21 protein-coding genes are annotated in these 24,385 nt (G+C 54.6%); 14 read left to right on the forward strand and 7 right to left on the reverse strand.

The features are described 5' to 3' along the window. The first annotated feature begins 39 nt into the window (after positions 1 to 39). From SYN_RS03660 to SYN_RS03680, 5 genes are all read left to right on the forward strand, one after another. Positions 40 to 1,245 carry an ISL3 family transposase gene (locus SYN_RS03660; protein ID WP_011416422.1) on the forward strand — a complete coding sequence of 402 codons (1,206 nt, stop codon included), beginning with the start codon at positions 40 to 42 and terminating at the stop codon, positions 1,243 to 1,245. A 140-nt stretch (positions 1,246 to 1,385) separates the two neighbouring features. Further along, a complete protein-coding gene (locus tag SYN_RS03665) occupies positions 1,386 to 1,709 on the forward strand; it encodes a putative quinol monooxygenase (RefSeq protein WP_011416680.1) in 324 nt (107 codons plus the stop codon). Positions 1,710 to 1,887: 178 nt separating this feature from the next. Beyond that, complete coding sequence (gene ydiK, locus SYN_RS03670; protein ID WP_011416681.1) at positions 1,888 to 2,979, forward strand: AI-2E family transporter YdiK; 1,092 nt, start codon at positions 1,888 to 1,890, stop codon at positions 2,977 to 2,979. A gap of 244 nt (positions 2,980 to 3,223) precedes the next feature. After that, positions 3,224 to 3,496, forward strand: a complete 273-nt coding sequence (locus SYN_RS03675; protein ID WP_011416683.1) for a hypothetical protein — start codon at positions 3,224 to 3,226, stop codon at positions 3,494 to 3,496. Between the two features lie 60 nt (positions 3,497 to 3,556). Beyond that, entirely contained in the window at positions 3,557 to 4,219 is a 663-nt protein-coding gene (locus SYN_RS03680; RefSeq protein ID WP_011416684.1) for an HAD family hydrolase, read from the forward strand. A gap of 243 nt (positions 4,220 to 4,462) precedes the next feature. Here SYN_RS03680 and SYN_RS03685 read toward each other — a convergent pair whose 3' ends face one another. Next, entirely contained in the window at positions 4,463 to 4,702 is a 240-nt protein-coding gene (locus SYN_RS03685) for a hypothetical protein (protein ID WP_041584685.1), read from the reverse strand. A 253-nt stretch (positions 4,703 to 4,955) separates the two neighbouring features. On the opposite strand from SYN_RS03685, the gene SYN_RS03690 reads away from it, so the two are divergent. Together SYN_RS03690 and SYN_RS15055 are read left to right on the forward strand one after the other, a co-directional pair. Continuing rightward, positions 4,956 to 5,249: a hypothetical protein gene (locus SYN_RS03690; protein ID WP_148202470.1), complete on the forward strand. Its 294-nt coding sequence runs from the start codon at positions 4,956 to 4,958 to the stop codon at positions 5,247 to 5,249. A gap of 104 nt (positions 5,250 to 5,353) precedes the next feature. Then, positions 5,354 to 5,899: a hypothetical protein gene (locus SYN_RS15055; protein ID WP_049749888.1), complete on the forward strand. Its 546-nt coding sequence runs from the start codon at positions 5,354 to 5,356 to the stop codon at positions 5,897 to 5,899. A 327-nt stretch (positions 5,900 to 6,226) separates the two neighbouring features. On the opposite strand, the gene SYN_RS03700 is transcribed toward SYN_RS15055, so the two are convergent. Genes SYN_RS03700 through SYN_RS03710 form a run of 3 tightly spaced genes read right to left on the reverse strand, consistent with a single transcriptional unit; the run spans position 6,227 to position 11,816 of the window. After that, complete coding sequence (locus SYN_RS03700; protein ID WP_011416689.1) at positions 6,227 to 9,898, reverse strand: AAA family ATPase; 3,672 nt, start codon at positions 9,896 to 9,898, stop codon at positions 6,227 to 6,229. Continuing rightward, the gene (locus SYN_RS03705) at positions 9,895 to 11,139 is read right to left on the reverse strand and encodes an exonuclease SbcCD subunit D C-terminal domain-containing protein (protein WP_011416690.1); all 1,245 of its coding nucleotides are present in this window, start codon (positions 11,137 to 11,139) and stop codon (positions 9,895 to 9,897) included. The genes SYN_RS03700 and SYN_RS03705 overlap by 4 nt, the downstream gene beginning before the upstream one ends. Before the next feature lie 5 nt (positions 11,140 to 11,144). After that, the gene (locus tag SYN_RS03710; protein WP_011416691.1) at positions 11,145 to 11,816 is read right to left on the reverse strand and encodes a DUF4412 domain-containing protein; all 672 of its coding nucleotides are present in this window, start codon (positions 11,814 to 11,816) and stop codon (positions 11,145 to 11,147) included. Between the two features lie 224 nt (positions 11,817 to 12,040). On the opposite strand from SYN_RS03710, the gene SYN_RS03715 reads away from it, so the two are divergent. After that, complete coding sequence (locus tag SYN_RS03715) at positions 12,041 to 12,268, forward strand: hypothetical protein (RefSeq protein WP_041584686.1); 228 nt, start codon at positions 12,041 to 12,043, stop codon at positions 12,266 to 12,268. Positions 12,269 to 12,481: 213 nt separating this feature from the next. Then, positions 12,482 to 12,724, forward strand: coding sequence for a GYD domain-containing protein (locus SYN_RS15675; protein ID WP_258165169.1), 243 nt, complete (start codon positions 12,482 to 12,484; stop codon positions 12,722 to 12,724). 89 nt (positions 12,725 to 12,813) lie between these two features. Here the strand turns inward: SYN_RS15675 and SYN_RS03720 are convergent, their stop codons facing one another. Further along, positions 12,814 to 14,016, reverse strand: a complete 1,203-nt coding sequence (locus tag SYN_RS03720; RefSeq protein WP_049749889.1) for a M24 family metallopeptidase — start codon at positions 14,014 to 14,016, stop codon at positions 12,814 to 12,816. Positions 14,017 to 14,194: 178 nt separating this feature from the next. On the opposite strand from SYN_RS03720, the gene SYN_RS16720 reads away from it, so the two are divergent. Together SYN_RS16720 and SYN_RS15060 are read left to right on the forward strand one after the other, a co-directional pair. After that, positions 14,195 to 14,317: a hypothetical protein gene (locus SYN_RS16720; protein ID WP_258165154.1), complete on the forward strand. Its 123-nt coding sequence runs from the start codon at positions 14,195 to 14,197 to the stop codon at positions 14,315 to 14,317. Positions 14,318 to 14,399: 82 nt separating this feature from the next. Continuing rightward, entirely contained in the window at positions 14,400 to 15,377 is a 978-nt protein-coding gene (locus tag SYN_RS15060) for a GTP pyrophosphokinase (protein ID WP_158302909.1), read from the forward strand. 90 nt (positions 15,378 to 15,467) lie between these two features. Here SYN_RS15060 and SYN_RS03730 read toward each other — a convergent pair whose 3' ends face one another. Beyond that, on the reverse strand, positions 15,468 to 19,799 hold the full coding sequence (locus SYN_RS03730; protein ID WP_041584687.1) for an acyl-CoA dehydratase activase: 4,332 nt from the start codon (positions 19,797 to 19,799) through the stop codon (positions 15,468 to 15,470). 86 nt (positions 19,800 to 19,885) lie between these two features. Beyond that, on the reverse strand, positions 19,886 to 20,434 hold the full coding sequence (locus SYN_RS03735) for a pyruvoyl-dependent arginine decarboxylase (protein WP_011416698.1): 549 nt from the start codon (positions 20,432 to 20,434) through the stop codon (positions 19,886 to 19,888). Positions 20,435 to 20,720: 286 nt separating this feature from the next. Between SYN_RS03735 and SYN_RS03740 the strand changes: the two genes are divergently transcribed. From SYN_RS03740 to SYN_RS03750, 3 genes are read left to right on the forward strand one after another with little or no spacing between them, the layout of a single operon-like run. Further along, positions 20,721 to 22,130, forward strand: coding sequence for an NlpC/P60 family N-terminal domain-containing protein (locus SYN_RS03740; protein WP_158302910.1), 1,410 nt, complete (start codon positions 20,721 to 20,723; stop codon positions 22,128 to 22,130). Positions 22,131 to 22,162: 32 nt separating this feature from the next. After that, complete coding sequence (locus SYN_RS15065) at positions 22,163 to 23,686, forward strand: PAS domain-containing sensor histidine kinase (protein ID WP_148202474.1); 1,524 nt, start codon at positions 22,163 to 22,165, stop codon at positions 23,684 to 23,686. Then, positions 23,683 to 24,315, forward strand: coding sequence for a response regulator (locus SYN_RS03750; RefSeq protein ID WP_011416701.1), 633 nt, complete (start codon positions 23,683 to 23,685; stop codon positions 24,313 to 24,315). Before SYN_RS15065 ends, SYN_RS03750 begins: the two co-directional genes overlap by 4 nt. The last annotated feature ends 70 nt before the right edge of the window (positions 24,316 to 24,385 follow it).

Consider the following 24,385-nt stretch of genomic DNA (forward strand, 5'->3'; position numbering starts at 1 on the left):
GTTTGAGACCAATCGAACAACAAAAGGAGGCTCCAGACCATGTCCACATCGGTTCTTTATCATGCTTTCAATCTGAAGGGTATTACTTATAGAGCAACACGCTTCACGGGTGACGTCATCGAATATTTTGCAGATGTGAAAGAAGAATACATTCGCTGTCCAAAGTGCGGGCAGCGTAAATTTACCTTTAAAGGACAGAAAACACGGAGTTTTCATCTGGGACCTATGGGGCGTAAGAGGTGTTTCCTTGTACTTTCCCTTCATCGAATAAAATGCAACACTTGCGACACCCTTTGGTGGCCCGATCTGCCTTTTATGGTGGGGAAGCATAGATTTGCCCGATCCTTTGCTCTGATTGTTCTGGATCTGCTTCGATTCGGCACGATTCGCTGGGTTGCCGATTACCTCGGCGTGGGTTGGGATATGATCAAAGAGATTCATAAGTTGAAATTGCAGCGCCTCTATCGGAACATTCCTCTTCATAAAGTTCGGTATATCGGTATCGATGAATTCAGCATCCGGAAAGGCCATGAGTACATGACCACGGTGATGGATCTCTCCGAAGGACGAATCCTTTACGCCACTGAGGGAAAGGGCAAGGAGGGGATTTTACCCTTCCTGAAAAAACTTGCACGCAAGGGGAAAAAACTGCGAGCGGTTGCAATGGACATGGGAATTTCCTTCTTCTCCGCCGTCCGGGAAGCCCTTCCCAATATCGATGTCGTCTTCGACCGTTACCATATTATGGCTCTGATGAATCAAGGCATCGAAAACTTGCGCAGAAATCATCAGAAAGAACTTGATGATACCGGGAAGCAAACCCTCAAGGGAAACCGCTTCCTCCTTTTGCGAAATTATGATTCCCTGAAGCCGGACCATAAGGAACGTCTCGATGCCCTGATGCAGGCCAATCAGCCTCTATTCGTCATGCATTCCATGAAAGAGCAACTCAGACTCTTCTGGGAAATACCGGAGTACGCCCAGGCTGTTACCTTCCTTGACACCTGGTGTAAGGACGCCATGCTGTCCGGAATCAAAGAACTCGTCAAAGTAGCCAAAACGCTCTCCGGATACAGGACTGCGATACTCAATTATTTCAAACATCACATTACAAATGCCGCCCTTGAGGGCACAAACAACAAGATTAAAACTTTAAAAAGGCAGGCCTATGGATTCCGGGATATGGAATACTTCAAACTCCGCCTCTATCACCTGCATACTCAGAGGTACTCATTAACCGGATGAACCAAAAAGAACAATAACATTGTTTACAGGTCAATTCTGCATCGCCGTTTCCGTGCATGGCTCGAGGGCCTGTACAGAGTGCAGGGGAATGAACATTGAATTGAGATCCTGCCCTATTTGAACGCAAAAAGGAGAATTCAATGAATCTCACCATCGAAGTGAGGGCCAAACCGGAAAAGTTTCAGGAGCTTTATCAGACCTTACAGGCGCTCCTTCCCACAATGCGCAGGGAAAATGGATGTCTTGAGTCCCGCATCTACCGGGATGTGGAGGATGGCGAGGTTTTTTCCCTTGCGATGCACTGGGACGACGTGGAGAAATTTGAAAACTACATGCGCTCGATCAGCGGTAGCGCGCTTCTCGGAGCTGTCGACCTGCTGAGCAAAGCAGTGAGGGTCAGGATGGGCGGCGATAATCCCTGGGGTGGAATCGAAGTCCTGAAGCGGATGAGGAAGGGAGTCTGAGCCGGAACGAGGAATGACCATCCGGCAGATCTCTCTGATAATTGATGCTGAAGTTGTCGACAAAGGGCGGGGACCATTTCACTGATGTGACCGAATGGTGGAAGCGTAAGAGTAAAAGTCGAAGAAATCCGGCTTCAGAAACCAAGACTCAGAGATTGGAAATAAAAGAGGAGGCATCATGTCGATGCAGAAATCCCCGGCCCCGGACCTGACCAGGATCATACTGCAGATTCTATGGATCGGAATCCTGATTGCTTCAAGCCTCTGGATACTGAGGCCTTTCCTTCCGTCTCTTATCTGGTCCGTCATGATCGTTGTGGCCACCTGGCCATTCATGCTGAAGATGGAAACCTGTCTGTGGCGGAAGCGGGGCCTTGCTGTCGCGGCAATGATGATCGCCATGCTGACCCTGTTCGTCGTACCTTTTTCGCTGGCCATTGTCGCCATCATCGATAATGCGGACAGAATCGCCGCCTGGGTGACATCCTTCCAGGGGCAGGCTCTGCCGGCACTTCCTGACTGGTTGTCTGGAGTTCCTGTTGTGGGATCAAAGTTAAACACTGCCTGGGAAGGTGTCAGGACCGGGCCGGAAGGAATAGCGGCACGCCTTGTCCCTTATGCGGGAAAGCTTCTGAGCTGGTTTCTCTCCCAGGCCGGAAGCGTGGGGATCATCGCGCTGGAATTTCTCCTCACGGTGATCATCGCCGCGATCTTATACGTCAATGGCGAGACGGCCTCCAAGGGCGTTTTTCAATTCGCACGTCGGCTCGGAGGGCATCGTGGAGAGGATGTCGCCATGCTGGCTGCAAAAACCGTACGGGGGGTTGCTCTTGGTGTGGTCGGTACGGCCCTGGTGCAGTCACTCCTCGGCGGCATCGGTCTGTCCGTCGCTGGAGTGCCGGCCGCTACGGTGCTGACCGGAGTGATGTTCATGCTCTGCATCGCCCAGCTGGGGCCGGGGCTTGTCCTTTTTCCCGCAGTGATCTGGCTTTACTGGAGCGGTCAGACGACCTGGGGAACGATGTTGCTCGTATGGACGATATTTGCCTGCACCATTGACAATCTCCTGCGCCCGATCCTCATCAAAAAAGGCGCCGATCTGCCGATGCTCCTGATCTTTGCCGGTGTCATCGGGGGACTTGCCTCCTTTGGCATCGTCGGGCTTTTTATTGGTCCGGTCGTGCTCTCTGTGACCCTCAGACTGCTGGGAGTATGGGTAGCAGACACAGAAGTGAGTCCAAGCCGGGAAGATGCAGGAGCCGGCCCTTGAGTTTTCCGTGTTTTATCTGCCATGAACGCTTATTTTCTCTTGAGTTTATAAAAATTTTTCCATACACGTATCACCTGATATGATGCAGGTGTCCGTTTGATGCCATGATCCTGATGCTGGATGTGTCGGGGGTTGAATATTCCCTGGTGAAGAAGCAAAAATCCGGATTCCCGATGAAAAAATGCCTGTAATGGCGGTTGCAATGTTGAGGATTTTATAATGGCTGTCTTTTTAAGGAGGAAATATGGAGGTTTTTTATTCGACCAGCTTTTCGGTTCCCATGGTTCAACTCTCTCTTCTTCTGCTGTTGAGCACTCTGGCCCTGCTTTTCAGCCGGATTAAACTGGCGCTGCTCATCAATTACTGCTTTACCCTGTACTGGGGGTATATCCTCAACATGGATGTCATTCAGGACGCCGGGCAGGGAATCACCGATACCTTCACCTACATGTATTTCGGCTTCGGCCTCATCATCCTCATGCTTGCTCTGGTCGGTTTTATCGTCCAGCGTGATTGATGCCTGATGGGATGCAGCGAATTTCCGGCAGGTGGATGAATAAATGGTTTGGGGACTGATATGACGCAGGCGCTTCCAGGCGGCAAACATATTGATGTGGTCCTCTTCGATTTCGGCGGTGTCCTTGCTGAAGAGGGATGGAAACAGGGTTTCCGGGTCATCGCCGAAGCGAATGGACTCGATGGCGATGAGTTGATTCAGGCGGCCACGGATACCGTTTATGCCACGGGTTACATCCTCGGGACAGGGTCGGAAGGCAGCTTCTGGAACGCCCTGAGGGAAAAGACCGGCATCCGGGGGGAGGACGCATGCCTGATGCAGGAAATCGTTTCCCGGTTTCTCCCGAGAGCCTGGATGTTCGAGCTGGTAAAAAGATTGAGGAAAGAAGGGCTGACAGTCGGTATCCTCAGCGATCAGACGGACATCCTGGACAAATTGAATGAACGGTTTGATTTCTTCCCGCTGTTCGATCATGTCTTCAACAGCTATCACGTCGGAAAGGGAAAGAGGGACATTTCACTGTTCGATGACATCGCCCTGGTCCTGAGAACGAAGCCGGACAGGATTCTATTCATCGATGACGACTCTGGGCATGTGGAAAGGGCAAGACGGAAAGGCTGGAAGGCCGTTCAATATGTGGATCGTGAGACTTTCCTTGCGGACATGGAGCGCGTCCTGCCGGTCCGTGATCTCACAGGGAACGTCAGAAACAGAGCGACCTGAAGGGAAAAGGGTTTTGACGACGGCCCCTGCCGGCGGTTCGGGGACGGTCCGGCCGCTCCTCTGAGGGATATCATAACCGGCAGGGGCATCGACCAGGTCCTTCCATATCCTTGTAATCCCGCCCTTTACGAGCCTTGCGTTAGCGACGCAAGGAGATCCATTACCGGATGAATCCCGGAAATGTTCCCTGCCTCCGGGATGCCTGAATCAATATCCGTTCCCTCGCCAACAATCATGTCCTCTTCAGTAGCGGATGAACCATTCATCCAGGTGACCTGCATACATGAGAATGAAAACCCTGTCCTCACCGGTTTTGACCCTGAAGTAATCGATAACCGGCCTTTGTGAGTCACTCCCTCCTTCATACCAGCGATCGAGAATTTCCGATACGTTCCAGCGCCGTCCCTGGAACGTAAAGGAAACGGGATACTCGTTGATCTTGTAGCCGCTGTGGCACTCAACCTGGATTCGTTCGTATTCCATATCTTTCCTTTTACACCATCGACGATATCCGCCCCGGTACTTTGCCGGCGGATAGATTGTATCCAACTGGATACCCGGGATGACTATTTCCTATGCACTTTTTTCATCACGAACCGGGATAACAGGAATTTCAATACACTTGACCTTTCGAAATTGTGAATGAATTCCTGCTGTTTGGATTGACTGAAGATATTCTGGCATGGGAAATGCCCTGTGGCAAGTTAAAATCAAAAATTTATTGGAGGTCATGTTTATGAAAAAAACAGCAGCGATGTTGATCACGATATTTCTCGTGGCGGGATTGACGACTGCCGCTTCCGCATGCGGTCCGGGTAAACAGGGACGTGGATGTCACGACTTTCGCCGGGCATATGTGCGCGGCTGGCATGACGGTCACCATGGGTATGATCGCTGGCGGCACGTTCATGCGCGGCGTCATGTTCAACCCGCGCCTTATCCCGGCGCCGGGGCTGTGGTCGCTCTTCCCGCTGTTCCGGTGGCGGGTGTCAGCGTTTTCTTTCCTGGTATCAGTGTCAGCATTCATTAATAGGGCCTGTTTTTCTGATGAAGGGACAGGGCAGGAAAGCGTAAGGTTCAACTAATCAGAATCAATGAAGAAAATTAAAAATGAGAAATCAAGGAGGCAGTAAAATGAAAAAAACGCTTTTTGGAGTTCTGTTCTGCGCATTGGCGCTGATTGCTCCGATGTCCGCGATGGCAAGAGTGGATGTTCATGTGAGTATCCCGCTTCCTCCGCCGATCGTTTTTACCGCGCCGCCGGCGGCTGTGGTGATTCCTGAGACCTATATCTACGCCTTTCCTGATGTCCGGGAGGAGATTTTCTTCTGCGACGGCTGGTGGTGGCGTCAGTGGGACGGGCGCTGGTATCGGTCACGGAACCATAACTCCGGCTGGGCTCACTATCATCGGGCTCCCGCCTTTTATTCAAAAGTTCCGGCAGGCTGGAGAAATGACTACAGGAACAACCATTGGAAGGGGCATTATTGGAAACACCAGCGTGTGTCTTCTGATCAGCTTAAAGATAACTGGAAACACTGGGAACGGAATAAGTATTGGGAGAAGCGTCACAACTGGGGTGTGAAGAAAGCACAGGTCCCGCCTCAGCACCGGCGTTCTCAGGAGCTCCGGCACCAGGGAAATCATGGAGGGGGGAACGAGAGGGCTGATAGGCGGTAATTCATTAAAAAAGTCTCTCCACTTCAACTCACGTGCTGAGAAACCCTGGATGGAATCTGCCGGCGCCCGGATGAGCCGGCGGCGGGGAGACTGGTGAACCTCAGCACAGCCACGCAGGCGGAGCTTGAGAGCCTGCCGGGTTGCCGGTCACCGAAACAGGGCTACAAACAGCAGTAAATATACAGGTTGCCTTCAACGAGAGAAGGGGAGATCATGGGATTGTTCGTCGATCTGGCCGGGAAGCTGACTTAGACGAATTTCATACCATAGATCGTAAAGAAAGGGGGGATGATGCGGTGGGTATCATCCCCCCTTTTTCGAATGAGTTCACATTCTTCGGCAGCCGGGGCCGGACAGGATGCTGCGGCCGCCTGTTTCGGGAATGACCTGTATCTGAGTGCCGATGCGCTCCTTCAGGGCCGCCACGTGAGAGATGATGCCGATGAGCTTGCCGTCCTGCCGCAATCCCGCCAGCGTTTCCAGGGCGGTTTCCAGGGCGTCTTCGTCGAGAGTGCCGAATCCCTCATCGAGAAAGAGCGAATCAACCCGGACATTCCGGCTTGCCATCTGGGAAAGGCCGAGGGCCAGGGCGAGGCTCACGATGAAACTTTCGCCTCCGGAGAGATTTTTCGTTGAGCGGATTTCGCCGGCCTGATAATTGTCGATGACGTTGAGCTCCAGGGGGTGCGCTTCGTCGTGGATGAGAAGATAGCGATCCGTCATTTCTCTGAGGCGACGGTTGGCATGGACCGTCATCATCTCGAAAGTGAGGCCCTGCGCAAAGTTCCGGAATTTCCTGCCGTCGGCGGAACCGATGAGCTGATGCAGGTCGTCCCAGCGGGCGCATTCCCTTTTCTGGCGGTCGATCCTCTGAAGGCGTTCCTGCAGATTTTTCCTCCGGCTCTCGTTGTCGGAGAGGTTCTGAACCATGCCGCCGATATCCAACCTCAGTTGTTTCAGCTCCATATCGCCGGTGCGGATCTGTTCCTTCAAAACTTCGGAAGACTGATCCGTCAGCTTCTTCTCCTGCTGGACGGCGAGGGTATCCAGCCTGTCCTGACGGCGGGCGTCGAGTTCCGCCTTCTCCCTGAGCAGGATCTGTTTCTTTTCAAGAAGCCCTTGCCTCTCCTCTTCGGTCAGGCACGAGGACAGGAAGTCCGACTCATCTGCAAATCCAGACCTGCGAAGCCGGTCATCCCAGTGCTGTTTCGTCTTCATCAGCTCCCCGGCGCGCTGTTTCGTCCTGATCTGCAGAGAGACGATCCTTTCCCGCAGCATGCTGATTTCCTTTTCAATTTTTCCGCAGTTCTCCCGGGCCTTTTCAAGGGCATTGCCCGCTTTTTCAACCTCTGCCGTAAGCCGTTTTTCTTCTTCATCGGCAATCTTTTCTCCAAACAGCGCCCGCCGGGCGCCGAACAGGGATTCCCGATCTCTGACCAGCTTTTCCCGGTCCCGGCGTCGTGCCGCCAGATCTTCCTCCAGGCTTGCCAGCAGGGCCTCACGCTTTTCAATGCCGGCCTTCAGCTCGTCAAGCGTCTTCTGTTGAAGGGTTTTTTCATTCTCCCGGGCGTGCCAGGCTTCCTTGCGCGCCCTGAGGCCGTTCAACAGAACATCGATTTTTTCCAATGGCAGGCGAGTGATTCCAAACGGTTTCACATCGGCAAGGGCGTCAGCGCGGGCCTTGTCCATTTCTTCTGTCAGTGTGGCACAGTCCCTTTCAGACCGCTCATGATCGGCAGCGGCCTTCTCCGCATTGTGCCGCGCTTCCTGCAAGGCTTTTTCCGCCCGTTCAAAGGTTTTTCTCACTTTATCCAGGGCATCCTGCGCCGACTTTTCCTGCTTGTCCTTCCCTTCGGCCTGACGAATGATTTTTTCCATTTCGGCAGTTATCGCCATCACTGTGGCGAGTTCCGCACGTATCCTGATGGCGCGTTCCGGCGGAGAAGCCTCGATCTGCAGTCGCGACAGAAAATCGGCGGCTTGTTTTTCATCCGCTTTCAGAGCCTCCGCCTTTTCTTCCCGTTCGTTTTTGCTGTGTTGAATCCCGGCTTCGGTCCGCGCGCGTTCGGCTTCCAGTCTGTTCAATAGATTCGATGCGCTGTTTAACTCATTTTTTGTTTTCTGAAGCTCCTCCTCCACCTCATTGGGAGCCGGTATGTTTCCCCGCGCGTAGGGATGTTCCGTAGCGCCGCACAGAGGGCAGGGCCGGCCGTCCGCCAGCCGTTTCCGTTCTTCTTCGAGATCGCGGATACGATTGAGAAGCGATACCTGGGCTTCCAGGGCGGCAGTAGTTTTTTCCAGGAGCGCTTTATGATCGGAGCAGGCTTTCAGCTCGCTGATAATTCTGTCCCGGTCAGCGTTCAGGATTTCCAGTTGTGTTTTCAGACTGACCAGCGCCGGGGCGATCCGGTCGATTCGTTTCAGGATTTCCTCTGTCTGGATCAGAAGCCGCTCCCGTTCCCTGAGAACATCCATTTCGTTGCGCCACGTGCTGAACTCGCGTCCCTGAAGGATGACGGAAAGTTCCTCTCTCACATCCTCGTGAGCCTTCCGGGTTTTTTCAAAGACCCGTCGGATTTTTTCATGCTCGCCCTCCCTGTCGGCAAGCTCGGCCAGGGCTGAATCCTTTTGAGCTGCGGCCGCAACCAGTTCCCGACATGCCTTGTTCCACTTTGCCTCCACATCGCGAAGCGAGGCAAATCCTCTTTCAATGGCGCTGAAGTTGGCGATCAGGGCCTCATCCGCGGCAAATTTTTCCCGGTATGCGTAAATCGCTTCCAGGGCCGCATGGACCTCTTTCCATTTCTGCTTTCCCTGTTCGAGCAGATTTCCATATTCCTTTTCCTGACTTTCTATCTCTGCAATCGCCCGGTCCTTCTCCACAAGCTGCTTTTCCTGCTCACCCAGTCGGGAATCGAGGTCACGCACCTTTTTAAGCACCTCCCCCTCCGAGTGCTGTCTGGTCCGTGTCTCATTCAGGAGACTTTCCGCCTTTTTCCTCGCGAATAATCCCTCTGTGGCGGTCTTTTCCTTTTCGGGGAGCGTGGCGACGGCATCATGAAGTTCTTCCATTTCCTGAGTCTGCAGTTCCCTCAGGGTGGCAATACCCCGGAAGTCGCCTTCCAGACTCATCGCCAGGAGGGATCGTTCCAGTCTGTGTGAGTCCGGTTCAAATGCCTTTTGACGCAGTTCGAAGTCCTGCCGTTTCCGGTCCAGTTCTTCCAGCTCTTTCTCCAGGACCGCCATTCCTTCGAGCCAGGCCAGGGCCTTTTCTCCCTCCTTGATTCTTCCGGCGAGTTCGGTTTCCCAATCCTGCTTTTTTCTCAGGGTATCCTGCAAGGCCCGCTCTTCTTCTTCGCTCAGGATTGCAATGCCCTTGAGTTCTGCCTGCAACAGTTCGAGTTTATCCAACTCTTCGGAACGGCGTTCGTGAACCTTCATGGATATGCGGCTGTAGATTTCCGTTCCGGTAATCTGCTCAAGGATGGGCGCCCGTTCATGAGGAGGGGCCTGAAGAAAAGCGGCGAATCCGCCCTGGGCAAGAAGCATCGAACGGGTGAAACGCTCGAAATCCAGCCCAGTGACCTTTTCGATGAAGGTACCGACTTCGTTGATCTTTGATTTCAGGACCCGGCCGGAGTCGGCATCGACGATTTCATGTCTGGCCTGCTGCAGCTCGCCGTCCGGTTTCTTATAGGCCCGCTGCTGGCTCCAGTGGCAGCGGTAACGTCCTTTCGCGGTTTCGAAGGTCACTTCTGCGAAGCATTCACCTGTCTGGCGCGACATGATTTCATTGCCGCTTTTCGTGACCTTGCCCAGCCGCGGCGTACTGCCATAAAGTGCAAGGCACACGGCGTCCATGAGCGTTGTCTTTCCTGACCCCGTGGGGCCGGTAATGGCAAAGATCCCGTCGGATATGTACGCGGGTCGGGTGAAGTCGACCTGCCATTCGCCGGCAAGGGAATTCAGGTTCTTGAATCGTACGCCGAGAATCCTCATGCCTTGTGCACCACGTCAGCCAGCAGGTCCTGTTCGTTGAGGGAGACAAGAATTTCCCGGTAGGCATCCAGAAGGGCCGAACGCTTCTCTTCCGGAATTTCGTGAGCTTCCAGGCAGCGCTTAAACACGTCCGTTGTATCCAGGTCTTCGAGGGTTTCGTTTGCGGTCATCCGCTTCAGGGCGTGTTCCAGTATCCGGTTGTTCCTGACGCGGAGTATCTCCATGCCTGTCCCGGCGATGGTTTCGTCCAGAAGCGCACGCATGTTTCCGATCATTTCATTTCCTTCATAAATTACCTCCAGCCAGGCATTGCTTCCCCGGGACTTCAAATCTTCGAGGTTCCGGACGATGGTCTGCCAGTCTCCCCGCAGGGTCATCAATTCCCGGAATCGGGGGACGGAGATCTCGGTAGCGCGGGAGGTGGAACAGGGAAACTCTACGAGCATCACGCTTTTTTCCTGCGTTCCTTCCCCGAAGCCGATCGGGAGGGGCGAACCGGAATAGCGGATCCGCCCCAGACCGCTTACGGTCTGCGGGATATGAAGATGCCCCAGGGCAACGTAGTCGATATCCGGGGGAAACACATCCGTTCCGACATGCAGAAGGGTGCCGATGTAAAGTTCGCGCACGCCGTCGCCGTCGACGGTTTTTCCGCCGGCGGCGTACAGATGCCCCATGACGACGATGGGCACGGGGCTTTTCAGCCTGGAATTTTTTCTCCGGGCCGCGTCGTACACCTTCCGGTAATGATCCCGGATGCCTTCAATGATCTTCCGTTCCTTGTCCTCGACGCTCTCTCCTGCTTCGGCGGTACGGATATCCCTGTCCCGGAGGTAGGGAACGGCGCAGACGATCAGCCGGGGTTCACCATCCGCTCCTGCAATCGTGACCAATTCTTCTTCCGGGGAGGGGCAGGCGCAACCTACTACATGGATGTTCAGGAATTTGAGGAGATCCCCGGGTGCGTTCAAAAAGGAGGGCGAATCATGATTTCCCGCCGTTATCACCACGTGGCGGCGCGATGAGGCCGCCACGCGGCAGAGAAAACGGTAATACAGTTCCTGGGCGACATTGCCGGGTGTGCTGTTGTCAAACACGTCCCCCGCTACCAGCAGCACATCGATGTCTTCCGTCTCGATCAGCGCCGCCAGCCATTCCAGAAAGGCTTGATGCTCCGCATACCGTTTACGGCCATGCAGGGCGCGGCCCAGGTGCCAGTCGGAGGTGTGGAGAAGTTTCAAATCCTTTATTTCGCATCCATTCCGGGAATTTTTCCCTTCATTCCCTCCGGCAGTCCGGGTATTGTCATTTTCTTGTAACCTGCCGGAACCTCGAAGAGACTGTCGGGCTGACCGCCGATTCTGATATCCCGGTATTCCATGACCCAGCTCCCATCAATCGCCGCGGTCTTGACGGGGAAGTTGATATCCGTCGCCCACCACTGATAGGTCTGGACGGTTTTGTCATCCACACTGGCGGTTACTTCATATTTTATGGCGGGGTGTCCGTCGACGGTTTCGCTGCCTACTTCCTTCCGGCTTACTTCCCCCTTGACTTTTTCTTCGGCCATCTGAATCTGTTCATCTGTCACACCCGGCATTTCCATGTAGGTTTTCTGCGCGTTCATAATCATCCAGACTTTGTTGAGATCTTTCCTTACGATCGTGGATGATCCGGCTGCTTCGTTATCCGTCCGGAATTTGTCCGGTTTCATGTACATCTTTGATGACAGGGTCTGGCCCCCTGAGGTGCTCAAAAGGGTGGCTGAAAGTTCCTGAGCCACGGCGGTCTGCATGGCCTTTTCCGGCGCCTTTTCAGCAGCCTTTTCCAGCTTTCCTTCCTCCGTTCCCTTGCCGCAGCCCGCCACAAAAAGGAACGCCAATGACGCCATCATCAGCAGAATCAAGAATCTTTTCATATGCATATCTCCTTTAAGAAATAGTGAAGATCATCGAAACTCATCAATCCTTATCAAAAACCCGGTTGACCGATGCCGTTTGGGGAAATGCTTGCGGCAGGCGCCGGATATCAGGATTTCTGCCCTGTTCAATGAATGCAGAATAAACGGCCCTTGAATGGAAACAAAGGTCACTCTTCCTGATGAGGTTCAAGGGTAAAGAAACGGTGTGGCGATGTCAAGGCATGTTTCTCTCATCCTGGCGTTGGCAACTGATATTCCTTTATCTGCATGCCTGCCGGGGTTCTTCCATGGGGGCCCGGTTATCCGGCGGGAAGGAGTCCGTGATTCGTACATTGCCGCCGGTGGCGCTGTGGGTGCAATCCGTCATCATCCGGGGAAGGAGGGGGGGCTGCCCGATTCCCGGAAGGGGGCGCCGGAAGGACATCGCTCTTGACAAAAGGGGCCGTTAGGCCGTAAAATAACAAAGAAATTAATCAGTGATTTCAGCAATATATTCCCTTTGTCTCTATCGGAGGCAATACATTTCTGCCCTGGATTCCGGATGTGCGGCGCTTAAAGAAGGGGGGAAGCCCCGGCGTTTTCATAACTTTTTAAAGTGAAAGGGGTAGAGTCATGTCCATCTTTTTTATGTTCGGAAAGTATTCGACGGAATCCCTGAAAGAATCAGTCCCGAAAGAACACAAAGATCAATAGAGACGATTAAAAAACTGCAAGGCGAGGTCCGTTCCATGTACACCCTTCTGGGAGAGCATGACCTTGTTCTGATCGTGGATTTTCCCTCGGTGGAAAAGGCCATGATGGCCTCGGTGGCATTGCAGAGGCTGACAGGGATTGCCTTCACCACCTCGCCGGTCGTGGATGTGGAGGAATTTGACCGGATGATCGGACAGGTAAAAGATATCTGACTTGCGGCAGGCCACGCCGCAGCCGGATAGAGCATCCGTCCGGGAAACGGCGACGCTGCCGCGGTCAATCGAATCGAAACGACCCGGCATTACAGCCGGACAAGGTCAAGGGGAGTCTTTGTGACCCGCTCCAGGCCTTCTCTGCGGACGATGAAATCGGCCTCGATGCCGATGCTTCCTTCTCCGGGGAAGACAAATTTAGGTTCGATTGCGAGGATCATCCCCTCGGTCAGAATTTGCGGATGGCGCGGGGTGATGACCGGCAGTTCATTGATCTCAAGTCCCACGCCGTGACCGAGAAAACCGACCTGGCCTCCACCGTATCCCATGAAGTATTCATCAAGTTTTGCCGATTTTGCCCTGCTGCGGGCCCGCTCGAAGAGTTCTGAAGTTTCCGTGCCTTCCCTGGCGAAGGCTGCCGTCTCATCGAGGATCTCCCTTGCGACCTCATGCGCCTTGGCAAATTTTTCGTTCAGCGAACCAATCACAAAGGTTCTTGTCTCGTCGGTGATATAGCCGTTATAACCCGCGCCATAATCAAGGAGAACAGGCTGATCGCGGCGGATGGTCCTGAATGATGATCCGTGAGGAATAGCCGCGGTAACTCCCACACCGGCGATGGCGGCGTTGACGCAAGTAGGAACGGCGCCCGCCTGTCCGGAAATCACGTAGAGACACATCATTTCCTGATTGAATCCACGCATGCGCAGCAATCCCTGGTGGCCGCGCCGTCTGCCTTCCGCGGCCAGCTCGGCTTCGACGTCGATTTCCCTCATGCCCTCCCGAAGAACTTGCGGTGTCCGGGAGAAGACGGCATCCATGATTTCTCCCGCCCGTTTGATCTGGCGGATTTCAAAATCGCTCTTGACCATCCGCGATTCACGGATGAGAGGGGAGATATCCGTGAAAGAATCGAAACCAAGAATCTGGCGATAACGTTCATAAGTGGAAACCGGCAGAATATCCAGCTCCATGCCGCCCTTGCCGTGCAGGATTTCTTTCTCGTGCAGAATGTCGCCCGCGTCCTTATCGCGGCGGATCGGGATGACCGGGAGCGGGGATTCCCTCTGCGCCCGGTCCGGATTCTTTTCCACAAAAAGGAGGGGTGCGCTTTCGAGAGGAACAACGAGAACGGCTTTCTGTGTGGTGCCGGATAAATAGAAAAGATCGGTGTTCCCCAGAATAATGGAAAAATTGACGCCTTCCCTTGCCATTTTATCCCGGAAGAGGCCGAGCCTGTTCTGAATCTCAGCTTCCGGTGTGAGTTCACAGAGTTCCATTTCAGTCCACATATCCCGCCTCCTGAAAATAATAAAACATATCATATGACCGCTTTTCGGATGAACATCGGTTAATATTTTTTTATGCTACCCTGAAAGTGAGTATTTTTCAATAGATAATCTGGAACATTTTCTCCTGTCAGGTACTTTTGCTGCGTGAGGGTGCAAAGGGATTAAGAGGCTGCCACCGATGGTTGTTGGATCCCGCGGCTACAGCCGGCATGGCGGGGATTGCCGGGGCCGGGGCAATTTTGCCGCGTTTTCCCGCGCTCATCCCCGCGGATTCAGAGACCCTTTTGCCGAATCTGTGTGAAATGCCGGAAAATAACAGCTGCTCATTGCCAATGCCCTTGAAAAGAATTAAAATTATGGACAAAGAAGCCGGGGGTCCTGAAATGGAAAAAAAGTGTTCGGAGTTTCTGAATCGGTATAACATTTCCGAGGAAGCTTATGCCGCTGCAGGGATCGCCTGGGATGAGCTCGAAGAAGTAAGGGATCATTATATCCAGACCCGGGATGAACTGGAGCCGACGGCGCGATACATCGTCAATATTCTCAATAAAACTGAAAAGGTCCATTCCGTCAGTTACCGCATCAAGGCCCCTGAACACCTGATAGCGAAAATTATCCGCAAGAGAATCGGGAAGCCGGAAGGGATTATCAATCTCGCAAACTACAGACAGAAGATCACCGATCTGATCGGGATACGGGTCCTGCATCTCTTCAAGGAAGACTGGCTGGATCTTCACCAGTTCATCACCCGCACCTGGAATCTGAGGAAAGAGCCCATCGCCTATGTGCGCCGGGGCGATGCGGCGGGATACATCAACAGTTTCAAGAACTGGGGCTGCACGATCAAGGAACACCCGTACGGCTATCGATCCGTTCATTACCTCCTGCAGTCCATGATTTCGGAGTCGGCGGAGCCGACGGTCCAGGTATCGGAAGTGCAGGTCCGGACCCTGTTCGAAGAGGCCTGGAGCAGCATCGATCATCATGTCCGTTATCCTTACGAACCCCGCAATGTCCTGCTCAATGAACTGCTCGTTATTCTGAACCGTCTTTCGGGCAGCGCCGATGAAATGGCTTCCTGTATCCTTTATCTGAAAGAAAAGATCAATACGCCAGGCATGCCGTCACAAGATGTAAACGGGCAAGCCGGGCAGGGCGGCGGATTCTTTCAGCCCCTGGATGAGTTTGAATGGCCCGCGGAAACGGGGTCGGGAGTCATGGCCTGGACGGACGGGAATATCGGGGAGGGCCTTCCGGAACCGTACCTTTTCCCCCCGGCCGATATGGCTGATCAGGAAAAGGGACCCGGCGAAGAGGGGCCTGAAAAGTCAGAAAAGCCGTCCTCTTCAGCGGAACGCTGAAGCCCTTTTCCCTGAGCTTCAGCGTTGACTGGTCTGCGTGACTCGTCGTCTGCGTGCGGCAAAGGGCAAAAATCCGGTCTGCGGAAGCCGTCAGTGCCTTGCCTGCGAGAGGGCGTGAATTCTGGCCGCCTGCATGAGAAAGACTTCCAGCTTTGCCTGTATGATCTGCGGGAAGGGATTTCCATCGCTTTCGATGGCGAGAAAGGGAAGGGGCCGATTCAGGAGATCTTCCGCCACCGATCCTGATTCCTTCCCATAATGCTTTCCGGAGTTTCTCTTCCCCCGGTTCATTTCCCGGTTCAAAATGGCCTCTGAAACCCGATTCGGCATGCAGCCGAAAGGACCAAGGGCGATAGCGCCGCAGTAAGGAGTCGGGACTTCCGCAAGGGCCGCCCCCACGGTAAGAACGGCTTCCCCCAGCAGCAGGGGATTGATGATCGGACTGGCCTGTTCCACAATATGGGGGATGTCCTCCGTTCGATCGGGAATCAGCCCCGATCCTGCCAGGATCTTCGTGATCGTCCGCTCATATTTTTTCATCCATGTGGAGCGGAGAAAAAGCGACGCCTTTTCTTTCGCCGACAGGGTTTTATATATCCATCCGTTCCTGTCGCAGAGGTCCGTGTAATAAATCCATTCCATCACGCTGGCCACTTTTGTCGCGAAGCCCTGATCCGCCAGACGTTCAATCAGAAACTGCCGGGAAATGGCGTCATGACGGACAAAGATTTCTCCCGTCAGCAGAATGGTGGGGATCTCTTCCGGCCGCCTCTTCAGCGGGATGGATTTCAGACGGGCGGCCGTTTTTTCCAGGACGGGCCGGAGGGTTTTCAATTCGGGAGATTCTTCCAGAGCCCGGATGATTTTCCGGCATTCCTCCCGGTAAATCTCCAGGGCTTCAACCCGGTCGCGGGCGGCGGTCAGCAGAACGCCGTAGATATCTTCCATGTCGTCCGCGATGACGACGCCCGTCCAGAGCTTCAGGGTGAGATTGCTGGCATCCAGATCGGCATAGCTGTTCTCGGCATCCGGGGAATAGAGGGTGACATCCTGGATTCCGAGTCGCTCGATCATCGCCTTCATGAACTGGGAATACTGGCCGAAGCGACAGGGGCCGCCGGCCGTCGGCATGAAATAGACGAGCAGTTCATCCGGGTCCTTCCTGTCCCGCAGATACTTTAACAGGCTGCCGACCGTCAACTGGAGGGGCAGGCATTCCTTGCAGGTGGTATTGCCGCGGCCGAGCTTCAGCACTTCCTCGTCTGAATCGGGAAGGGCCGTCGCCCGAACCCCCGCGGAACGGAAAATAGCCGCTGCGACGTCCACATGGAACTGTCCCATGGAAGGGAAAACGAGGTGAACCCGGGGGTGCGAAAGGGGATAGGATTCTCCACGGGAATCGACGATCCGGGAATCTTCGTAATTCACTCCTGCCGAGGTGGTTTTCCGGGACGGCGCCGGAGCGGTATTCCTGCTCTTCATGTAGAGTTCCCGATAATTCCGGATGATGTCCATGAAGGCTTCGATTCGGGTCTCCAGCCCGGCGTCCGCGACGTGGCTGTCCAGCTCCAGAATCAGGAAGGGCTTGTTTCCCATCATCTGGCGGAAATAGCCCAGAAGAAAGGAATCGGGACCGCAGGAGAAATTGGTGATATAGCAGCCGAAAAGCTGTGGGTGCCGGGAAACGAACGAAGCGCCTTTGAGGATGAGCTGGCCGGATGACCAGTACATGTTCCTGGGGACGGTTTCATCGGCAAGGGGAAGAAAGGTCAGGGGAACCGCGCCCACGCCCCGGGAGGCGAATTTCTTCGGGATTCCCATGTTGGCCTCGGGAACAAAGGCGTTATAAGCCCGTCCGAAGATCACGATGCCGTATCGGTCCGAGTCCTCTTCCAGATCGCGGACAAATCGGCTGCCTGTTTCTTTCGTTGTCATGAAAACCTGTTCCTGGGCCGCGACGGCGACTTTGAAGGCGTCCCTGGCGTCCGTCTTCCTGCATCCGAGGGAGTGAGCCAAATCCACCATGACGTCCTGCACGGCTTCATAGCCCCGGGAGAAATCGAGGACCGGCTGGAGAAGAGAATTTTCTTCCTTCAGCCGGCGGAGCATCTCCCAATCGTTGAAGGTGCTGGCCAGGTAGTAGGGCTCTCCCTGGGAGATGGGGCAGATGGTGCTGACGGGATTTCCCTTTTCCACATGCATGCCCCGGATGTGGGGGAGAAAGAGAAGATCCGGTTTTTTCCGGAGCAGATCACTGAAAAAGCCGTGGGCGAGTTCAGCCGGGTAACAGAAGGCTGTTCCTTTCTGAACCATGCCTTCCGGGCGGGGATAATCAGGCAGGATCAACTCAAAACCCAGCCTGCTGAAAAAGGACGAATAGAAAGGGTAGTACGTATTGGTCAGGAAGGACCGATTGATGCCGACGGTGCGGCAGCCCCTTGTTGAAGAAACCGCCGGTTGGCCGGTCCCGGTGTTCCGGTAGGTCAGGGCTTCGTGCTGCCTGACCAGATCCAGATGCTCCGCGTCCACGGAAATATGATAGCGGAGATTATACCAGCGGTTGCAGGCTCCGCCAAAGGGATACACCTTTTCTTCAATCCGGATGCGGGCAATCTCGCACTTCCGGTCGCAGTTTTCTTTTCCGCCGTTGCAGACAAAGGGAGGCTCATAGGCGATTTCCCGGTCCTTCAGGGAACGGAGCGAGAGAGAAGCCTCCTTCAGCAGGCCGTGCTCCAGCCGTTTCCGGATCTCCAGCGCCACGCCGAAGGCCCCCATCAGACCGGGTTCCGGGGGAACGACAATCCGCTTGCCCGTCAGGGCGGCCATGGCGACCGGGATCGCCCGGTTGTAGCAGACCCCGCCCTGCATGAAGATGTTGTTTCCCATTGAGCGGTTTCCTTTAACCCGGTTGCTGTAATTCATACAGATGGAGTAAACCAGTCCTGCGACGATGTCTTCCCGGCTCATACCCTCGTGGGCGGCATTCTTGATGTCGCTGCTGATGAAGGCGGCGCACTGGTCGTTGAAGTTGGGGGGATTCATGCCCCGGAGCGCGATATCGGCAATATCCTCCATGGCGACGCCCATGGATTCCCGGGCCGCTTCTTCGAGAAAGGAGCCTGTCCCCGCACTGCAGGCGTCGTTCATGGCATAGTCCGAGGGAATGCCGTCCTTCACATAGGTATATTTGGCATCCTGTCCCCCGATTTCAAAGATCGTATCGACTGTCGAATCGAAGAACAGCGCACCCGTGGCATGGGCGATGATTTCATTGATGATGCCTTCCGTCATGGCATGCAGACCGGCGATCTGCCTTCCCGAGCCCGTCACGCCCAGTCCCGGAATCTTTATCTTTTCCGCCAGGGGACCCAACTGCTCGTAAAGGCTGGCATAGCAGGCCCGTGAGGCCGCAACGGGATTGCCGTTGGTGCGCAGATAGATGGAGGCCAGGATCCGGTTGTCGCTCAGCCTCAGCAGAACGGCCTTCGTGGTGGTCGAGCCGACGTCCAGCCCCAGGATGCACTCATCCCCCTCGCAGGCAACGCCCCGTTCCATCGTCTGGAAATCCACTTTGTCCAGAGAATCAGCAAGGGGCGGCAGGCGGTGAAACGCCGTTTCATCGTGCTTCATGACGGCATCGGGCGCCGGGGCGGGCAGGGTTTCATGGTCCAGGGCCCAGAGCGCGCAACCCAGGGCTTCGAAATAGGTTGCTTCCTCCGGGATGATCAGGCTGGCGATATCTTTTTTCAGATAGTCCACCATGACGGTGTTCTGAGCGGTTCCGCCGATAAGCATCATGGTGTTCCGGGGAAGATGGCTGAGGATTTCCAGAATCTTTCCCGACATCATCTCGCAGAGGCCCGAAGCGATTCGTCCCTTGGGGACGCCTTTGTTGGTTGCATGGGTGCAGTCGCTTTTACAGAAAACGCTGCAGCGGCCGGATACCTTGTAGGGCTCTTCCTGCCGGGCGAATGAAATGGCATCCTCGATACCGAGGCCCATGCGGCGGATCTGCTGGAGAAAGAATTCCCCCGTTCCCGAGGCGCACTTGTTGCCTGTCTGAACGGAGCAGATCCTGCCGTCTTTCCCGATGACATAGATCAGGAAGGTCTCTCCCCCGGCGCTGATGACGGCATCCAGGGGGGCGTTGCCGTTGTGAACGTAAGACAGGGCGGTTTCGACCGCCTGAGGTTCGGGGATGGAGGTGAGATTGACGAACTGGCGGAACTTGCGGCCTGTCACCGCGATCCGGTCGTACTGACCCGGTTCAAGGGTTGAAAAGATGTCCAGAAACGCCTGACGGGGATTTCCGTCATGGGGTTGAATATGAATGACGGATTTGGAAATTTCTCCCTGAGAATTTTTACGGACGGCAACTGCGGACAGAGTGGTTGCGCCGATGCATATGCCGAGACTGTTCATACCTTTCTCCCTCCATACTGCCAAAACGGTAAAACCGAAGTCATGGTATTGTCAGGTTCCGGAAAGTGATCCTCGGAGACACTATGTCAAAAAACGAAAACAGCAGCCGCGACAACCGTCGTATAGCGGTCGTCTTTGACGATGGTTGACTGAGTGACATTACGGGTCTTGACGATTTTTCCGCTGATCTTGAAAATTTCCTTTTTCTCATCCCAGCTTTCATCCACATTGAAATCGATGCCCAGAGTGGAAGCCAGCATGGCCGCGGCCAGATCTTCCGCGTAATCCCCGGCCTGCTTTTCGGTGAGACCAAAGGCGTGATGTTCGCTGATGTATCCGTAGGATGTCTTGTCGGCCGGGATGGCGCAGCCGACAGAGGCTGCCAGGAGTCTTTTGGGTTCATTGCTGCAGCACCGGCTCATGACGCAGTACGTAATGGCTCCGGGGACCAGTTCCTTCAAGCCCTGAACCTTCGAGATGTTCTTGCACCCCGGAGGGAATATGCTGGATACCTGCACCAGATTGCATTTTTCGATCCCTGCGTCACGCAGGGCGCGTTCGAAGGAATGGAGTTCATCGCGATGGGTGCCGACACCCTTTGTGAAAAAGATTTTTTTGGGGACAAAGTCATACATCGATGTTCGTCAGGCCTCCTGTTTACATGTGAATTTTTTCTGCTGCCGGACCTTTTTGAGCTCTGTGCCGACCCTTTTATTCCATGTCTCTTCTCAATTTCCCGGACACATGTTGGTCTCACAAAGGTTCTTTTTATATCAGCACTCCCGGTTAAAAGCCACAAAATATTCCATGATGGAATGAAGCAGGACTGGGTGCCACCGGAAGCGATGTTATCAGTCTTCGTGCCCCGGTGTTCATAAAAAGGTTGCACTGTTGGGGAAAATCCTTAAACTACGGAAAACAGTGAGACCAAGAAAGGTGCAGATAAAGACATTGCTCAAAAAGATCAGGATATGCGCATACTGGGGAATACTTTTCTTCATGATTTTTTCCGGCTGCGGCTGTTGCAGCCCTCCGGATGTCATCGGCGACATCAGCAGATTGCAGCAGGATCACACGTTTTACCTTTCCGGGATTTCTGCCGAGCAGCCGATTGTTGACGATGCGACCCAGAAGAAACTGAGTGAGGACTATACCCGGCGCTATTTTTCCGTCTGGCATCAGGACCGGCCCCGGTGCACACGGGAGGATATTCTTTGGGATTTCGACAAGTACGGGGAAAATCCCGGATATGGCGAGAACCAGCGGAAGCGGGATCGAGGCTGGACGGAGGCATTGAAGCAAAGCGCGGTTCTGGATCGTTATCCCAATCGAGGTGAGCGGGGGATAGTCCTGGAAAACACGAATCTGCGGGCTCTGCCGACTTCCAGTCCCCATTTTGACGGATTGGACAGCGGATCCGGTTATCCATTTGATCGCTTGCAGGTGTCGGCTGTTGCGGTCAACACCCCGGTTTATATTTCCCACGTCAGCCAGGATGGGGCCTGGGTGCATGTGGAGACCAGTTTCTATTTTGGCTGGCTGCCGGCGCGGGATGTCGCCCCTGTGGATGAGTCCTTTGTCCGGTACTGGCAGAACGGGCGGTATGCTGTGATGATTCGGGATTCGATCCCGATTTCTGATGGGAACGGCCGTTTTTATTTCAAGGCGCCGCTGGGAGCTCAGTTTCCTATTCTCAGGGAAGACAGGGAATATTTTTACGTTGGAATCGGTGTCGCCGATGAAAATCGCCAGGCGGTTCTGAAAATTTCACGGATTTCCCGTGACGCCGCCGCGCAAAGACCCTTGAAGATGACCCGGGCGAACCTGGCCCGCGTGGGCAATGAACTGATCAATAAACCCTATGGATGGGGCGGCCTGAATCAGAATAGGGACTGCTCCCTGCTGACCATGGATTTTTTTGCCCCCTTCGGCATCTGGTTGCCGAGAAATTCCGGCCAGCAGGCCCATGAGGCAGGGCGGTTCATCGATCTGGGAAATCTGTCTCCGGACAAAAAAGAAGCGATGATTCTTCAATATGGGGTTCCGTATGCAACGCTGATCTGGCGAAAGGGACACATCATGCTCTATATGGGGTCCCATGATGGGAAGGCCCTGGTCTTTCACAGCATGTGGGGAGTCTCCACGCGGGATTTCATGGGGCGAAAGGGGCGAAGGATTGTGGGGCATTCCGCCATTACGACGCTGCGCCCCGGCATCGAATTCTGCAGCGGCGAAGCCTCGGGCTGTGATCCCCTGCAGAGCGTTCTGGGGATGACTGTTCTGCTGCCTGATGTCACGACGCCGTCGATCCCGGCGCCGAAGCCGAATTGATTGAAGAAGGGGATAAAGCGGAGGAAAGGGACATGGAATATCCGGACAGCAACTCTGAAATGTCGGAAGTACAGCTTCTGCAAACCCTTTCCGATCTTCGGGAAAAGATGGCCGCCCTGGAAAAGGAGCGCAGCGAACATCTCCTCGAACAGGACCTTTACAAGACACTGGCCAACAGTTCGCAGGTGGGCGTCTATATCCTCCAGGATCGGAAGTTTCAGTTCGTCAACCCCCATATTGCCGAATACGCCGGGTATCGGGAAGAAGAAATGGTAGGAATGGAATCCCTCAGCCTCATCCATCCCGATGACCGTCTGACGGCCCGGAAAAACGCCATCCGCATGCTGAAGGGGCAGCGCTTTTCGCCGTACGAATTCCGCATCATTACCGGTGATGGCCGGATCAAATGGATCATGGAAACTTCGACGCCCATCTATTACAGGGGTAAACGCGCCGTTCTGGGAAATTCCATGAACATCACCGGGCAGAAAGAAGCCCGCAACCGGCTGGAGGAACTGGAAGCGCTGGAGTCTTCTATCCTGGACGCCATCCCGCATGCGGTGGTCGGTCTGCACAACCGCCGGTTCATCTTTGCCAACAACGCCGTTCAGGATGTGTTCGGCTGGCTGCCGGAAGAGCTGATCGGCAGGAGCGTCCGGCTGATCTATCGCAATGACGCGGACCATGATGAAATCGCGCGGCGTTTTTACGACAGCCTGGAAAAACAGCGGACATACAGCACGGAATTTCCCTGCCGGCACAAGGATGGTCATGAGATCATCTGTTTGATGAGGGCTTCCCGCATCGGGGAACGGCTGACCGAACGGCGGATTGTCGTCACTTACGAGGACATTACGGAACGGAAAAAGGCGGAAAAGGAGCTGGAGGAGTCGCGGGAAAAAATGCGCAACCTTTCCATTCACCTTCAGTCTGTCCGTGAGGAAGAACGGACACGGATCGCCCGGGAGATACACGATGAACTGGGGCAGTCGCTGACCGCCTTTAAAATGGATCTGTCCTGGCTGGGGAAAAGGATGACCTCGGAGAAACTGCTGCACGATAAGATCAAAGCCATGTCGGGACTCGTGGATCGGACCATTGAATCGGTCCATCGGATTTCGGCGGACCTCAGGCCCGGCCTGCTGGATGACCTGGGGCTTGTGGCGGCGATGGAATGGCAGGCCAAGGAGTTTTCCGCTCGTTCCGGCATTGCCTGCGAGGCGGATCTGGAAGCGGAAGATGTCCCTCTGGATAAGGAACCGGCCACGGCCGTTTTCCGCATATTTCAGGAAACACTGACCAATGTTGCCCGTCACTCCAATGCCACAAAGGTATTTGTGCGTCTGGAGACGAAGGGCGACAAGGTGATCCTGGAGGTGACGGACAATGGCCGGGGCATCACGCAGAAACAGATCAACGATCCGAAATCGTTCGGAATTATGGGAATGCGGGAACGTGCCCTGCTCTGGGGAGGAGACGTTCAGGTGATCGGCAGCCGGTCCAGAGGAACAACGGTGAAGGTCAGCATTCCCCTGAAGTCAGGAGAGAAGGAATGATTAAAATCCTGATTGCCGATGATCATACCATCGTCAGGGAAGGGTTGAAACAGATTGTGGGAGACGTCGGCGACATGATGGTGGCCGATGAGGCCGGCAACGGACAGGAAGCACTGCAGAAAATTCGGGAAAAGGATTATGATGTCGTCCTGCTGGATATTTCCATGCCGGGGCGCAGCGGCCTGGAAGTTCTGAAGGATATACGGGCGGAGCGGCCGAAACTGCCCGTCCTGATCCTGAGCATGCATTCCGAAGAACAGTATGCCGTCCGGGCGCTCCGGGCCGGCGCGTCGGGCTATCTGACGAAGGCGAGCGCTCCCGATGAGCTGATCGGGGCGATCCGCAAGGTATCCCGGGGGCGCAAATACGTAACGGCATCGCTGGCGGAAAAACTGGCTCTGGAACTGGATGCCGATATCCGGAAACCGCCCCACGAGATACTTTCCGATCGGGAATATCAGGTCATGCTCATGCTGGCTTCAGGGAAAACCGTCACGGAAATCGCCGAAGAGCTGTGTCTCAGCGTAAAGACCATCAGCACGTATCGCTCCCGGATTCTGGAAAAAATGAACATGAAAAAAAACGCGGAGCTGACACTTTACGCGGTTCAGAATCACCTTGTGGACTGATGCTCCGCCGACCGCTTCAGCGAAATTCGCCGTTTGCGCCATCCGCGCATGTGGCGTGATTGCGCGACGT

The sequence above is a fragment of the Syntrophus aciditrophicus SB genome (assembly GCF_000013405.1).
In the GTDB taxonomy this organism is placed as follows: domain Bacteria; phylum Desulfobacterota; class Syntrophia; order Syntrophales; family Syntrophaceae; genus Syntrophus; species Syntrophus aciditrophicus.

Coding starts and splice junctions, on each gene's coding strand:
- SYN_RS16720 (WP_258165154.1), top strand. CDS start 14,195: ATGGTTGTTGGATCCCGCGGCTACAGCCGGCATGGCGGGGATTGCCGG.
- SYN_RS03680 (WP_011416684.1), top strand. CDS start 3,557: ATGACGCAGGCGCTTCCAGGCGGCAAACATATTGATGTGGTCCTCTTC.
- SYN_RS15055 (WP_049749888.1), top strand. CDS start 5,354: ATGAAAAAAACGCTTTTTGGAGTTCTGTTCTGCGCATTGGCGCTGATT.
- SYN_RS03730 (WP_041584687.1), bottom strand. CDS start 19,799: ATGAACAGTCTCGGCATATGCATCGGCGCAACCACTCTGTCCGCAGTT.
- SYN_RS15060 (WP_158302909.1), top strand. CDS start 14,400: ATGGAAAAAAAGTGTTCGGAGTTTCTGAATCGGTATAACATTTCCGAG.
- SYN_RS03685 (WP_041584685.1), bottom strand. CDS start 4,702: ATGGAATACGAACGAATCCAGGTTGAGTGCCACAGCGGCTACAAGATC.
- SYN_RS03710 (WP_011416691.1), bottom strand. CDS start 11,816: ATGAAAAGATTCTTGATTCTGCTGATGATGGCGTCATTGGCGTTCCTT.
- ydiK (WP_011416681.1), top strand. CDS start 1,888: ATGTCGATGCAGAAATCCCCGGCCCCGGACCTGACCAGGATCATACTG.
- SYN_RS03665 (WP_011416680.1), top strand. CDS start 1,386: ATGAATCTCACCATCGAAGTGAGGGCCAAACCGGAAAAGTTTCAGGAG.
- SYN_RS03690 (WP_148202470.1), top strand. CDS start 4,956: ATGAAAAAAACAGCAGCGATGTTGATCACGATATTTCTCGTGGCGGGA.
- SYN_RS03720 (WP_049749889.1), bottom strand. CDS start 14,016: ATGTGGACTGAAATGGAACTCTGTGAACTCACACCGGAAGCTGAGATT.
- SYN_RS03750 (WP_011416701.1), top strand. CDS start 23,683: ATGATTAAAATCCTGATTGCCGATGATCATACCATCGTCAGGGAAGGG.
- SYN_RS03660 (WP_011416422.1), top strand. CDS start 40: ATGTCCACATCGGTTCTTTATCATGCTTTCAATCTGAAGGGTATTACT.
- SYN_RS03735 (WP_011416698.1), bottom strand. CDS start 20,434: ATGTATGACTTTGTCCCCAAAAAAATCTTTTTCACAAAGGGTGTCGGC.
- SYN_RS15065 (WP_148202474.1), top strand. CDS start 22,163: ATGGAATATCCGGACAGCAACTCTGAAATGTCGGAAGTACAGCTTCTG.
- SYN_RS03675 (WP_011416683.1), top strand. CDS start 3,224: ATGGAGGTTTTTTATTCGACCAGCTTTTCGGTTCCCATGGTTCAACTC.
- SYN_RS03700 (WP_011416689.1), bottom strand. CDS start 9,898: ATGAGGATTCTCGGCGTACGATTCAAGAACCTGAATTCCCTTGCCGGC.
- SYN_RS03715 (WP_041584686.1), top strand. CDS start 12,041: ATGTTTCTCTCATCCTGGCGTTGGCAACTGATATTCCTTTATCTGCAT.